15 protein-coding genes are annotated in these 13,921 nt (G+C 38.4%); 10 read left to right on the plus strand and 5 right to left on the minus strand.

The features are described 5' to 3' along the window. Positions 1–255: 255 nt before the first annotated feature. The gene (locus tag ACX9YW_RS22220; RefSeq protein WP_460350750.1) at positions 256–1,167 is read right to left on the minus strand and encodes a nuclease-related domain-containing protein; all 912 of its coding nucleotides are present in this window, start codon (positions 1,165–1,167) and stop codon (positions 256–258) included. A 367-nt stretch (positions 1,168–1,534) separates the two neighbouring features. On the opposite strand from ACX9YW_RS22220, the gene ACX9YW_RS22225 reads away from it, so the two are divergent. From ACX9YW_RS22225 to sstT, 4 genes are all read left to right on the plus strand, one after another. Next, entirely contained in the window at positions 1,535–2,323 is a 789-nt protein-coding gene (locus ACX9YW_RS22225; protein WP_460350751.1) for a hypothetical protein, read from the plus strand. 5 nt (positions 2,324–2,328) lie between these two features. Next, positions 2,329–2,787 (plus strand): hypothetical protein, encoded by a 459-nt coding sequence (locus tag ACX9YW_RS22230; RefSeq protein ID WP_460350776.1) that lies wholly within the window; start codon positions 2,329–2,331, stop codon positions 2,785–2,787. 108 nt (positions 2,788–2,895) lie between these two features. Beyond that, the gene (locus ACX9YW_RS22235) at positions 2,896–3,399 is read left to right on the plus strand and encodes a CarD family transcriptional regulator (protein WP_460350752.1); all 504 of its coding nucleotides are present in this window, start codon (positions 2,896–2,898) and stop codon (positions 3,397–3,399) included. A gap of 225 nt (positions 3,400–3,624) precedes the next feature. Continuing rightward, complete coding sequence (gene sstT / locus ACX9YW_RS22240) at positions 3,625–4,857, plus strand: serine/threonine transporter SstT (protein ID WP_460350754.1); 1,233 nt, start codon at positions 3,625–3,627, stop codon at positions 4,855–4,857. 126 nt (positions 4,858–4,983) lie between these two features. Here sstT and ACX9YW_RS22245 read toward each other — a convergent pair whose 3' ends face one another. Together ACX9YW_RS22245 and ACX9YW_RS22250 are read right to left on the minus strand one after the other, a co-directional pair. Then, entirely contained in the window at positions 4,984–6,426 is a 1,443-nt protein-coding gene (locus tag ACX9YW_RS22245; RefSeq protein ID WP_460350756.1) for a serine hydrolase domain-containing protein, read from the minus strand. A 123-nt stretch (positions 6,427–6,549) separates the two neighbouring features. Beyond that, positions 6,550–7,077, minus strand: coding sequence for an NUDIX hydrolase (locus ACX9YW_RS22250; RefSeq protein ID WP_460350758.1), 528 nt, complete (start codon positions 7,075–7,077; stop codon positions 6,550–6,552). Between the two features lie 176 nt (positions 7,078–7,253). Here ACX9YW_RS22250 and ACX9YW_RS22255 point away from each other — a divergent pair, with 176 nt between their 5' ends. After that, positions 7,254–7,805, plus strand: coding sequence for a hypothetical protein (locus ACX9YW_RS22255; protein ID WP_460350760.1), 552 nt, complete (start codon positions 7,254–7,256; stop codon positions 7,803–7,805). A 10-nt stretch (positions 7,806–7,815) separates the two neighbouring features. Here ACX9YW_RS22255 and ACX9YW_RS22260 read toward each other — a convergent pair whose 3' ends face one another. Further along, positions 7,816–7,998, minus strand: a complete 183-nt coding sequence (locus ACX9YW_RS22260; RefSeq protein WP_460350762.1) for an amino acid transporter — start codon at positions 7,996–7,998, stop codon at positions 7,816–7,818. Between the two features lie 143 nt (positions 7,999–8,141). Here ACX9YW_RS22260 and ACX9YW_RS22265 point away from each other — a divergent pair, with 143 nt between their 5' ends. Genes ACX9YW_RS22265 through ACX9YW_RS22275 form a run of 3 tightly spaced genes read left to right on the plus strand, consistent with a single transcriptional unit; the run spans position 8,142 to position 11,008 of the window. After that, positions 8,142–8,663 carry a cupin domain-containing protein gene (locus ACX9YW_RS22265; RefSeq protein ID WP_460350764.1) on the plus strand — a complete coding sequence of 174 codons (522 nt, stop codon included), beginning with the start codon at positions 8,142–8,144 and terminating at the stop codon, positions 8,661–8,663. A gap of 6 nt (positions 8,664–8,669) precedes the next feature. Continuing rightward, on the plus strand, positions 8,670–9,503 hold the full coding sequence (locus ACX9YW_RS22270; protein ID WP_460350766.1) for an SDR family NAD(P)-dependent oxidoreductase: 834 nt from the start codon (positions 8,670–8,672) through the stop codon (positions 9,501–9,503). Next, complete coding sequence (locus tag ACX9YW_RS22275) at positions 9,503–11,008, plus strand: AMP-binding protein (protein WP_460350768.1); 1,506 nt, start codon at positions 9,503–9,505, stop codon at positions 11,006–11,008. Before ACX9YW_RS22270 ends, ACX9YW_RS22275 begins: the two co-directional genes overlap by 1 nt. Before the next feature lie 52 nt (positions 11,009–11,060). Here the strand turns inward: ACX9YW_RS22275 and ACX9YW_RS22280 are convergent, their stop codons facing one another. Next, entirely contained in the window at positions 11,061–11,438 is a 378-nt protein-coding gene (locus ACX9YW_RS22280) for a VOC family protein (protein ID WP_460350770.1), read from the minus strand. A gap of 206 nt (positions 11,439–11,644) precedes the next feature. Between ACX9YW_RS22280 and ACX9YW_RS22285 the strand changes: the two genes are divergently transcribed. Next, complete coding sequence (locus ACX9YW_RS22285; RefSeq protein ID WP_460350772.1) at positions 11,645–12,919, plus strand: sensor histidine kinase; 1,275 nt, start codon at positions 11,645–11,647, stop codon at positions 12,917–12,919. Between the two features lie 6 nt (positions 12,920–12,925). Continuing rightward, a complete protein-coding gene (locus ACX9YW_RS22290; protein WP_460350774.1) occupies positions 12,926–13,807 on the plus strand; it encodes a response regulator in 882 nt (293 codons plus the stop codon). The last annotated feature ends 114 nt before the right edge of the window (positions 13,808–13,921 follow it).

Raw genomic sequence — 13,921 nt, forward strand, 5'->3', positions numbered from 1 at the left:
GCCCAAAATGGCGTTGAGCGCTGGTCTCAACGCCAAAATCCCCAAAGAGCAAACCCAAAATGGCGTTGAGCGCCGGTCTCAACGCCAAAATCCCCAAAGTGCAAGCCCAAAATGGCGTTGAGCGCTGGTCTCAACGCCAAAATCCCCAAAGAGCAAACCAAAAGTGTCATTGAGCGTCGGTCTCAAGGTCAAAATAATCAATATAAAACCGGACTGTTTGCCTAAAATAGAGTAAAGCTAATTATTTATAGCCTTCTATTCAAAATACGCCCATCTTTTAATACCATTCATTTTAAAGTTCTTTGCAAGGATTCTACTTACCTTTCTATCATTAACAACTCCCCCGCACCACTCAAATACCAAATTGGAAGTTATTTTTAATTCAGGAAACAACAACTTAATTTCCCCTACACTTCGCAAAACCGCAGACTCAACTGTCTCCTCAAAGCTACAATTTCCACAAACTACTTTCCTACCATCCACCATCACTGTTAAGCAAAAACACTTCTCACAGGAAAACCCCTTTTTCATCCCGCCAAAACTAAATGGAGGCAACTGAGGACTAACTAATGACTCGGTCTGATGTAAAGAAACAAGCATTTCTGCTAGCTTCCGATGTTGGCTATTCAGTTTTGCTGGCTTGTTCGTTAATTTTTTCATGAAGCTTGGAATCTGTGTTGGAAGAATAAATGGTAAGCCTTGTGGAACATTAAACAAGGTAAACTGAGGGTTAATAAAAACAACGTATGCTTCTACTTTTAATTTGCAGCCTAGTTGGTCGAGCTGCTGTTGGAAGAGAGTTTTGGCTCGGTATAATTGGCCTAAAGGGTTTTTGTAATCACGACCGGAAACTTTATGTAACTTTTCTTCCGAGTAACTAAATTCACCTTCGAAATTTTTCACATCAAAAAGATTAATGGTGTCATAAAAAATAATAGAGGTATCAATTTGGCATTCTTCTGAGTTTCTATTTCTAATTAGCAAATCGTTAATGATATGGCCATTTTGAAGTAGTTGTTCGGTTAAACAATCAAATTGTATCTCACCTTGAAAACCTTTCTCCTGATTATAAAAATTTAACTGATCCTCCTCTGATAGTTTCATTCTGGCATTTAAAATTCGTAGCTTTAACAAAATTTTTGGTTCAGTTCTAGCTTTAAATGGCATGGCAATCTACCCTCCTTAAATCGTACTAATTCCATCATAATTCAATCCAAAGTTGGAAACCGTGAATTCTTTGTGAATTTGCTTATTAAAACTACTTTTCAATGGATTGTGGAAAGGGCATAATGGACAATCCAAATATTAAGTGAAATGGGGAAGGGAACTACATTTTTGGTACGGATTCCGATGATGGAATAGTAGGACAAGGGTAAATGGAGCCTTTGTCTTTTATTTTTTCCAACTTATCCTTCTAAATAATGGGTTGGAGCAAAATCTGCCAAAAGGCAAGATCTAGATCGGTTCATAACAATCCATTAAATTGGAAAAACTGTACTCAAGATGTCAGAAATAGATATTAGTGGAGGGTTGGATGAAAACTTATTCGAATGATAATACAGCAAGACGGTACTTGGGTCATGTGAGTATTTTCGGGACTTCGCAAATTCATTTGCGAAATCCTTATGTTATTGCTTGGTGGTCTGCGGCGTTTCCGGGTTTTGGTCATTTGCTTATTTGTAAATACCATCGGGGCTATATCTTAATTATTTGGGAAATTTTCATCAATCTGAAAGCTCATGTCAATCTAGCGATGATTCATTCCTTTCAAGGGGAAATCACCATGGCGAAAGAAGTATTGGATACAAGGTGGCTGCTCATGTATATCCCCGTTTATCTGTTTGCGATTTGGGATAGCTACCGGTCAGCTGTTGATTTGAACAATATTTATATTTTGGCTGAACATGAAGGTCATCGGATTAACACCTTTAACATAGGTGCATTTGGAATGAATTATTTAGATAAGAGAAACCCAGTTTTATCGGTCATTTGGTCTTTATTTATCCCCGGTCTTGGCCAACTCTATAACCATCGAACAATAACAGCCTTTTTTCTCATAACTTGTTTGGTGGTATTTTTTTATTATTCTCATTTCCTAGAGGCTGTTTCTCTATTATTCCTTGGTAAAATTTCTAACGCTACATCAGTAATAAATCCAGAGTGGCTGTTGTTTTTACCATCGGTCTATGGGTTTGCTATATATGATTCCTATGTTAATACAGTTGAAAATAATAAACTGTTCGAATGGGAGCAAAGGAAATTTTTAAAAGAAAATTACCAATCTCCACAGTTTCGAATAAAAAAAGGGCAAAAAGCGAAGTGATCGAAATGCAACTGTTTGCAACATTTGAAAGTCATAATTATTTGGAAATAGCCATTGCTGCCCTAGAAAAAAATGGCGTGAAAAAAGAGTCTATCTTTGCTGTTCCACTTCATCATCGAACAGAGCAGGGCAAATTATTCGATACATTGCATCGAGCGGATGGCACCACGTTGTTTGACATCGGAATGGTGCTGGCAACCGCTTTTTCTGTGATTGGGGCAAGTCTTGGATTTAACTGGTCTTGGGGTCCGATTTATTGGGGACTAATTGGGGCAGTGATTGGGTTTATGCTTGGAGTCGCCATTAGACTTAGCATCGTAAAGGTCACTAATAAAAAAGCTCCTAAGGGTGAATATGCTGGAATCATTCTTATTGTTGATTGTGAGGAGTCAAAGGTGGATTCTCTAGAAAGGATTTTGTGGCACCACTTTGCATTGGGAGTGGCCAAGGTAGACGTAATTTAATATTTCGCTATATTTGAAATAAAGGTGTTGACAAAGTTAAATTAGTCGTGGTAATATAGGAATTTTACAAAAAACTAAATATGTGTTAAATTTAATAAGTAAGAATAAATGGAGGTGGATGATTTGTTTCAAATTGGTGATAACGTCGTTTATCCAATGCATGGGGCGGGAGTCATTGAGGCGATTGAGGAAAAGGAAATTCAAGGACAAACACATCGTTACTTTGTGATTAAGATGCCAAGCAGTAATATGCATGTCATGATTCGGATGGATTCGGTCTTAAAATCAGGCATTCGTTCCATTGCCGATTTACAGACTCTAAAGGCAGTATTACTCACGTTTCATCAAGAAGAAATGGATCGATCACTTACATGGAAACAGCGGTATCAGTTGAACCAAGAGAAAATGCGATCCGGAAAAATAGAAGATAGCGCCGAAGTGATTCGTGATTTGTCACAAATTCATAAGGAAAAAAAACTGAATTCCAGTGAAAAACAAATGCTCGACAATGCCAAAAAAATCTTTTTAAGTGAAGTAGGCTTAATAAATCGGATGAGTGAATACCAAGCAAAAGATTTAATTGACGATACAATTGAAAGATATATCAGTTAAATAGTTCCATCTTAAAATGCTTCGCCGGAGGGTATTCCGCAGGCATTTTTTATTTTGGAATAATATTTGAAGTGACTCCCCTTCCAAGAAATACTATTGTACTCAAATAAAGAGTTCAATATAATAGTAATAGATTGAATTGATAGACTATTTTAAAAATTAAGTTGGCGCTCTATCAATATTATTATGAGAAAAATGATTATGGTAAAAGGGGAGAGAGCATCCATGAAGAATCTTTTGAAAAAGTGGAATCATCTTAGTTTGGTTAAACAAATATCGATCGGCTTAGTGATTGGTATTCTTCTAGCGGTGACCATTCCGGAAGTAGCGAAACCACTAGTGATCTTTGGAACATTATTTGTCGGTGCTTTGAAAGCGGTTGCTCCAATTTTGGTTCTTTTCCTAGTCATGTCGGCCATCGCGCAACATAAGAGTGGCCAGCAAACGAATATGAGGACGGTTTTGTTCCTTTATCTTCTCGGAACATTTTTAGCTGGATTAATAGCAGTAGTCGTAAGCTTTATCTTCCCTGTAAGCTTAACCCTTGCAAACGGTGCTGAAGGGATGGCGGCTCCGGGTGGTGTTGTGGAGGTTCTTAAATCATTATTATTAAATATTGTTGATAATCCTGTAAAGGCCATCTACAACGCTAACTATATTGGGATTTTAGCTTGGGCAGTCGTTTTGGGGATTGTGTTAAAAACTGCCTCGGATACAACGAAAACATTAATTTCCAACTTTTCAGATGCGGTTTCGAAAATCGTTACATGGGTCATCAAGTTTGCCCCATTTGGAATTATGGGTCTTGTCATTGAAAATATCACGACGAATGGAATCGAATCTTTGCTAAGCTATGGTAAATTACTCACTGTGTTGATAGGCTGTATGCTTTTTGTAGCGTTGGTAGTTAATCCGATTATTGTATATGCGGCTATTCGTCAAAACCCTTATCCACTGGTGTTTAAATGCATAAAGGAAAGTGGGATTACCGCCTTCTTTACTCGTAGTTCGGCAGCCAACATTCCAGTAAATATGAAATTATGTGAAAAATTAAACCTTGACAAGGATACCTATTCCGTTTCCATTCCGTTAGGGGCAACGATTAATATGGCAGGTGCTGCCGTTACGATTTCGGTATTGACCTTAGCGGCGGTTCATACTTTAGGAATTGAAGTTGATATCCCGACAGCCATCATTCTTAGCGTTTTAGCTGCAGTTTGTGCTTGCGGAGCTTCAGGGGTTGCCGGTGGGTCGTTATTGTTAATTCCATTGGCATGTAGTCTATTTGGAATCCCAGCTGACGTGGCAATGCAGGTTGTAGGCGTAGGCTTTATCATCGGAGTTTTACAAGACTCATTCGAAACAGCCCTAAACTCCTCCACAGACGTCCTATTCACAGCAACAGCCGAATACCGCAAACGTCTAAAAGCAGGAGAAAAACTAGAAAAAGTAGCATAACACTTTCACGCATTAAAGCATGTGGGGACTGTCCCCTAGTTTTTTAAAGCATTAAAGCACTAAAGTGCTTTAATGCTTTAAAAAATATACATGCTTTAAATCGCTAAAGTGTTGTGTAGTTCTGTTTTATACATTTATCGATTTTTTGCTGGTTGTCTGATTTTTTATGGTTAATAGTAAGAGTGATACCCCTCTAATCGCGATTAATGAAAAGAATATAAATAATACTGTGATTAAATCTGGCTGCAAAATGAATGCCGCCTCCCATGGAGCCTTTAAGAAAAGCGGGACTGACATTAGAAACACCATCGGTAAGATTAACTGTAATAGAATAGATATCCAAAGTATCACTCTGTTTCGACGGTTTGCTTTTCTTTTTACCATCAAGATAAAAGAAGCTAATGTTCCTATTAATACGATTGCAACGATCAAATTAAAGAACAGATAATAAATATTAAAACTCAGACCCTCTTCAATCTCTGGAGCCTCTCCAATTATTTTTGCGATGATTCCCTCTGTTATGGTGTGAACATTCCCAGGTGCAAATTGACCGTTGTGTGTATTGGAAACCACGACAACTCCTAAATTTTGCTTTGGTAAGAAATACATATCTGAGGAGCCCGTTGAAGGAATATCACCACCATGCCCAATGACCATTTCGCCATGAAGTTCTCTTTCAAACCAACCCATTCCGTACTTCGCCTTTTCCATAAAGCTTATTGGAGCCACACCTTGGTGAAGTTGTGTGACCATATCTTTTGTAATAATCTCGTTTTCCTGCATATGTGCCATTAAAAAAGTAGCCATATCGTCAACGGAGGATATCATGTATCCACTTGCAATAGCATTTTTATAATAAGGTACTTTAGTAGGTAAAGAGTATCCAAACCAAGGTGCATGTCCCGGGGAAAAGTTATCTGCCCCATCCCTATCCACATAGGTATCTGTTAGTTTAAGTGGCTCAATGATTCGCTGTTTCAAATAGTCCGCATATGGCATTCCGCTGACCTTCTCCACAATTGCAGATAGAATAATATAATTAATATTGCTATATTCAAATTCTTTCCCAATCGGATGGACTAGCCCAATGTCCTTAACTAATTCAATAGTTTCATCTAATGACTTTTCTTTACTTTGTGCAACTAGGACGAGACCAGCCATTGTCGGTAGTCCGCTCGTGTGATGTAAAAGATTGGCTACAGTAATAGCCTCTTTCTCGGTGTTTGAAAAAATCGGTAAATAAGCAGATATCGATTCATCTAGTTGGATTTTGTTTCTTTCAACTAATTGCATAGTGGCCAAAGCTGTAAAGGCCTTGCTAGTCGAGCCAATTACGACAGGAGTTTCCGTTGTCATGTCTTCTTTGAAATCTGCCGTTCCAAACGCTTGATGATGTAGAATACCATCTGGACTCACAATCGCATAAGCAACCCCTGCTAAACCATTTTCTTCACGCTGCTCCTCTACAAACCGATTAATATCATCGACATTAATTCCTTTACTTTCGGCAAATGTATGAAAGGGAAGCGAAAATACAAACAAACATACCAAAATAAATAGCTTTCTCATCCAATCATCCTATCCTTGAAAATCATTGGATAATTGTACCATAAATTAACTTAAACTGGATATAAAAAACATGAATAACCCACTTTAGCACTTTAAAGCATGTGGGGACAGTCCCCTAGTTCTTTAAAGTGCTAAAGTGTTTGTTTTTTTCAATTGGTTTAAAACATAGATTTCTCTTTTAACCCAGTCGTTATGCCCCGCTTGTTTCATTGCTGTTTCATTTGCAACAATAGCCTCTTCCAAGGTCACCCATTTAGGGGTAAATTCCTGCTCAAGCTCGTACCCTTCCAATTGTTGAGCTATTTTTTCATCGTTGGTTAATTCACAAAGATAATAATGTGAAATCATCTGAAAATAGGCACTTGAATCATAAACATCGAACTGGCTTTCGACCACCAAACCAACTTTATCTTTTACAGCACAATGAATAAAACCCGTCTCTTCCGCAATTTCTCGTAATAGCGCATCTTTATAAGTCTCACCCTGATCCACTCCACCGCCAGGAAACTTATAATCGCCTTTATTGGAGTAAAGCAAAAGGATTCTATCATCTCGAAAAATAATCGCTCTAACGGCATTCCGTTGTCTGATAACCTTACCATCCTCTAAATTTCGTAATCCCATCAAGTTATTAAAAAGCAATGATAACACCACCGAATAAAAATTTGATAACTAAATTATTGCATAAACTACTAAGCATTAAAACAAGATACGGATTCTTTAGCATGAACGCTAAAAATAGATTTATAGTAATAGTTTCATGTTGAAGTCTGTGCTAACCTTATGTAGAAGAGGTGAAAATTAGAAAATGGGAAAGGATTTATTTTATGGAAAAACAAACAGTTGAATCGGAATCGCATTTGGAAGGGGAACATCATTTTACCTATCATAAACAAACAGCATACATCAGTTTTATTGTCGCAATGCTATTTGTGATGTTACTAGAAGGGTTCGGCGTTTCCTTTTTTCTATTTAAATGGAGTCCAATCCTACATTGGATGCATTTAATCCTTTGTATCTTATTAATGACTTTTCTAATCGCAGATTTGCGAGGAGTCCTAAAATATCCAATATTAATCAAAAACAATCAACTCTCTCTAAAAATTGGAGTTCGTCCTGAAGTTTTAGTAGATTTAAATAATATTTCTGAAATTCGAAGTGGAAATATCCATTATGAAAAGGACCGCAAAAACAAAGAAGTTCTCGACTTATCATTATTAGGGATGGATGGCCCAACCTTTGAAATCGTCCTCGATGAACCTGTTGAAACCAAGGCACTCTTTGGTAAAACTAGACTAGCAAATCGAATTTTTTTCACCGTTGATGAAAAGGACCCATTCTACCGATTAATCAATCAGCATACGAAAAAATCCCCTTAAATGGGGATTTTTATTTAAAGAATGCATTCAAAATAAACACTAACAAGATGGAAATGGTGAAAAATCCGATAAAAAAGTAACCGAGAAAGCGAATTGGCTTGGGGAGTTGTTTCATATTGATATTGGTTGGTAAGGCCCCCTCAATCCTTTGAGCATGATCAATGACGTCGTTAAATGGCTTTTTTTCAGTCATGGTGCTCACCTGCTTTTCAAAAAGTCTCCTGGTCATATTATACATATATTTACTGTTGATTTATATACATAACCATTATTGTGATAAAAAAGAGAAAAGGCTACAATGGGAAAAAGGATTTTTATAAAAAAGGAGCCAATGTTATGACTAAACAAGACGCAAAATACTGGATTGACCATCTAGAACTAACTCCCCATCCCGAAGGTGGATATTTCAAAAGTACCTTTCATTCTGATGTGACGATTCCTGAAAGGAGCGGACTGGAACACGGCAGTAACCGACTGCTTTTTACTAGCATCTATTTTCTGTTAGGATCCAAGGATATTTCTCATTTCCATCGCCTAAAGTCAGATGAGCTGTGGTACTTTCATGCCGGAAGTCCGCTGTCCGTCCATGTCATTGATGAAAATGGTGAATACCGTGAAATGAAGCTCGGTCTTAACCTTGAAAAGGGTGAACGGCCACAAATTTTAGTTAAGAAAAACACGATTTTCGGTTCATCCGTTAAGGAAGAGGACACATTTTCCTTAGTGGGCTGCATGGTGTCACCGGGCTTTGATTTTGAGGATTTCGAGTTATTTTCCCAGGCTGAATTGTTAAAGGATTATCCGCAACATGAAGAAATCATTCGAAAAATGGCTTATAAAACGGTAAAAGAGGAATAGAGCATCGTGTTATACAAACACATTCTCTTCCCACCCACCTACCTGAACAGGAAGAAACTAAGCAGCCAACTAGAGGGCAAGACGATCCTTATCACAGGAGCAAGCTCGGGAATAGGTGAGAGATTAGCCTACCAGCTCGCAGACCAAAGGGTACACCTCATTTTAGTAGCACGAAGAGTGGAAAAACTCCGAGAGATGAAACTCATAATCGAAAAGGGAACTGCAATAGTAACGGTTCATGGCGCAGACCTACGAAACAAGAAGGAACTGGAGGAGCTTCTTAAACTCCTCCAGGCTCTTCCGGATGGACTGGACATCATCATCAGCAATGCCGGCAAATCGATTCGGCGCTCGATTTTTCAATCATTGGACCGCTTTCACGATTTTACGCGAACAATGGCCATTAATTATTTCGCACCGGTCCAGCTGATATTGTCAGTCATACCCATACTACAAAAAACGCAAGGCCAGATTATTAATATATCAACGATTAATACTTTATTAATACCATTCCCATATTGGGCAGCTTATCAGGCTTCGAAAACTGCCTTCGACACATGGTTTCGCTCGGTCGCCCCTGAACTGAATGCCAAAGGGATTTCGACCTCAACTATTTACCTTCCGTTAGTACGAACACCCATGATCCTACCCACTAAAGCTTATCGAAACATGCCCGCCATGAGCACAAAACATGTAGCCAACTTGATTTGTAAAGCCATGTACACAAAAAGGAAAATCTATCGCCCATGGTGGTTATTTTTCGGGCAATTGGCATCCATTTTACTAAGAGGCTTTACGGAAAGTGTACTCGGTCGGATTGGACGGAGGGGGAAACTGTAATGTTACAGCTCGTTTATACACTGTATCAACTAAAATTGCTTTCCCTTTCGGGGGTAACTAGATTAGTAGCGGCAATCACTCAATTTGGCGTTAATCTCATGGTGTTGCTGAAGATTGGCGAGCGGTACGGCGATCATGTTGCGATTGTAGATGATCAAGAAACGATTAGTTATCAACAATTATTGATAAGAACGGAAAACCTAGCCTCTATTTTAAAGAACCAACATTCGCTTAAAAGTGGCCAAAAAGCAGCCATCTTTTGTGAAAACAGTATCCCGATGATTAAGGCGATTTTCGCACTTTCTTCTTTAGGCGTTGATATTTACCTATTAAATGTGAAGATGACCAAAGGTGAACTTCAAAGGTTAATCGATCATCATCAATTCGATTTGCTAGTCTATGATGATGAATCCTTATTAACTGAAGTTCCTTTTGATAAAAATAAAGCCTTTAACATTCTCGAAGGTTTGGAAACAGGCGAAAAAGTGCGACTGTCTAGAACTTCAATGGGAAAGTTGGTCCTGTTGACCAGTGGTACCACGGGCGTGGCTAAGGAGGCTGCCCATAAACCTTCCATCTTTTATTATCTGAATCCATTCTTAACGATGTTGAAACGGCTTGAACTAGTAAAATATCATACTGCCTATATCGCCACCCCGATTTTTCATGGATATGGCCTTGCTGTCCTGCTTGTTTTTTTAGCATTAGGAAAAAAGGTGGTCATCAGTAAAGGGTTTGAGGCTGAGAAGGCATGCCGGTTAATTAAGCAAAACGCGGTGGAAGTGGTGACAGTTGTTCCACTAATGGTTCAAAAGATGCAAGCTTGTCGCACAGCGGATTTGATGTCACTTAAATGCATCGCCTCAGGCGGAGCGAGGCTAAATCCGAAATTGGTTGATGAGGTTACCACCTGTTTAGGAGACGTTTTATACAATCTCTATGGAACATCGGAGACTGGCTTAAACATAATTGCTACACCCAAAGATTTAAGGTATTCACCTAAAACGATTGGAAGAAAAATCAGCGGCATGAGGCTAAGGATTTTGGGTGAAAATGGTCAGCCTGTAGCGAACGGAAAAATCGGTCAGTTTTGTGTGAAAAATAAGTGGTCGATGAAGGATCGCAACGATGCATGGATTAAGACAGGAGATGTCGGCTATCGGGATGGAAAGGGGTATTATTTCTTAACCGGAAGAATCGATGACATGATTGTTTCGGGAGGGGTCAATGTCTACCCGATTGAACTTGAACAGGTCCTCAGTCAGCATCCAGAAATTGTCGAAACAGCGGTTATCGGAATGAACGACGAAAGGTTTGGTCAACGATTGAAGGCTTTTGTACAAAAAACAGAAAATTCATCCTTGTCGGAGGATGAGCTCTTTCATTGGGTTCGGCAGCGGGTGGCAAACTATCAAATGCCAAAGGAAATCTTTTTTATCGAAAAACTACCCTATACATCCTTAGGAAAAATCGATAAAAAAATGCTAAAAACGTATTCCCTTTAGCACTTTAAAGCATGTGGGGACTGTCCCCACATGCTTTAAAGCGCTAAAGCGGTTATTTATCCTCACGCAGTATGTATTCGTTCCCATCCTGGTCTTTAAAAGTAAACATTGTGCCAAATGGCATTCTCATCATATCTTCTACCTGTACACCATTTTGTTTCATTTTTTCATAGGCAGATTCGATATCTGTCGTGCTAAATAAAATCGATGGGTGAGCAACGGCCGAAGGTTTATGTTGCATCATTGCCGCCTTTGAATAAAGAACCAATGTCGTAAATTCATTTTCACTCGGACCAACTTCTATCCAAGCCATATTGGGTCCCATTTGCTGCTCAAACTTAAGTACAAAATCCATCTTATTCAACCAAAAATCCTTCGCAGCCTGCTGATCCTCTACATAAACTGTAATCTTCCCAACCTTATTAATCATCACAAAACCCCCTCTAAACTCATCATATACCCAGTAATCATACCAATCCCCTACCAGAAAAACAACTTCGCCCTTTTGTGCTTTGAGAAGTCCTATCATGATCGATTTTTTTATAAAAAATTTATTTAAATGAAAGATTTATCACCGTGGCTTTGTTAAAAAAATGTTAGAATGGCCTATATATCATTTTACGACAAGGAGACACAATGTTTTCTTCTGACTCTTTTTTTAAGTTGTTTTTTAATAAGTCCAAATGGATTTCCTTAATTCTTACGGCGCTTTTAACGACCCTTGCCAGTGAAATCAAGGTCATACCCTTTAATGGTGAGGCTTTTCGTTTCGGATTAGGTAGTATTACATTTTTTCTCATTATCCTTATTCACCCTCCAGCTTCATTGGCGCGAACAGGGTTCTTTACCGGCTTGATTGTTGCTGGTTTTCGAATTTTCGAAGATATCGGATTTGATTCGGTCCCAATCTTAGCAAGTGTAAAAAACCATCTCCCAGCCTTTTTATTTTATTATGTATATGGACTAGGGCTCAGCCTTATAAAAATTGAGAAATACAAAACCTTTCCCCTTCTTCTTGGGGCTATTGCAGCAGGATTTGAGTTTATCGGTAATGGGGCAGAGCACCTTTTACGCTATACCCTTTTAAATCATGAAAACTTAGGCTATCGGGAATGGACACTATTAGGTGCGGTGGCCTTATTACGAAGTTACTTTGTAGTGGGAATTTACAGCTCCATTACGGTTTCCGAACAAAAAAAACAAATGCAAGAAATGCTCGAGGTTGGTTCAGGATTATATTCAGAAACCCTTTACTTGCAAAAACTAATGAATCATATCGAACAGATTACCGCATCCAGCCATGAATTATACCGAAAATTAAAGAAGATTAATGAAAGGGAGTTAAGTATCCAAGCGCTTCTTATTGCTCAAGAAATTCACGAGGTGAAGAAAGATTCTCAGCGAATTCTTGCAGGGCTATCCAAAATAACAATACAAAAAACGAATGATGAGTTATCCCTTTCTGATGTGCTAGGATTTGTCATATCAGCGAATGAAAAATATAGCGAAATGTTGGGAAAGAAAATCTCTTTTCAATTGACAATGTCCACCAATTTTTATACCGATCAACATATCCAGCTACTTGCATTATTGAATAATTTGACTGCTAATGCAGTAGAGGCTATTACAGATAGAGGGAAGATTGATATTGATATAGTGGAAGAGCAAGAGTTCATCACTTTCATCATAACGGATTCCGGTAAGGGAATTCCCGAAGAGGACTTATCCATTATTTTTGAACCGGGTTATACCACAAAATTTAATGATTCTGGGGTAGCGGCGACTGGTATTGGGTTAGCACATGTACATGAAATTGTTCAAACTCTTCAGGGACAAATTAGAGTAGAACCACAGGCTGTAGGAACCGTGTTCCGAATCTTGATTCCGATAGGGAACATTAGAAAGAGGTGAAGGAAGATGAAATATTTTATTGTAGACGATGATACAGCTAGTAGACGGATGCTAGAGAAAATTATTGTGGAATGCGAACTTGGGGATGTAGTTGGTGAAGCGGAATCCGGAATCGATTCACTTCCCCTTATCCACTCCATTCTTCCAGATATCGTCTTAATTGATTTCTTAATGCCTGAACTTGATGGAATTGAAACAATTGAACACTTAAGGAATCAGGGGTTTACTGGACAATTTATTATGATTTCTCAAGTTGTAAATAAGGAAATGGTCGGTGAGGCTTATGAAAAAGGAATTGAATTTTTTATACATAAGCCGATTAATCGACTAGAAGTGCAAAGCATACTGAAAAAAACGGCAGATCAAATTCTCCTCAGAAAATCGTTAAATGCCATTCGGGAATCACTAGCATTTGTAGAGCCAACCAAAATTACGCCAAAGAAACGCAGTGTGAAAGAACTCGTTACGGCCATTTTAAATGATATGGGTATTTTCGGAGAAACGGGAAGCGGGGATATGGTATTAATGATGGAGTATTTAATCAATCGTAAAGATACCACAACAATACTGCCCCCGCTTAAGGAACTTTATGAAGCCATTTCGGGAAGTGACAAGGATGTTAAAAAAGAAACGAAATCCATCGAGCAGCGAATTCGTAGAGCCATTATGGCAGCGCTTAACAATATGGCCTCATTAGGAATATTTGACTACACAAACCCAAAATTCGAATACTATGCACCCCGTTATTTCGATTTTCAAGAAATAAGAATTCGTATGAAGGAAATGGATCAGGATAACAACGAACCTACTAAGGTGAAAATTAATATTAAAAAGTTTCTGCAGGTCTTACTTCTTGATACATTGGAAAAATATTCTCATAATCCATAAGATGAATCCCCCAACTCAAAAGGCTGAGATGTACTGCACCCCAAAAGTTAGAGTAAAGAATCTAACTTTTGGGGTGTTTATTTTTGTCTAAATATAGTGAGAAATTTAAGGTTA

This window comes from Pseudoneobacillus rhizolycopersici, from assembly GCF_054786815.1.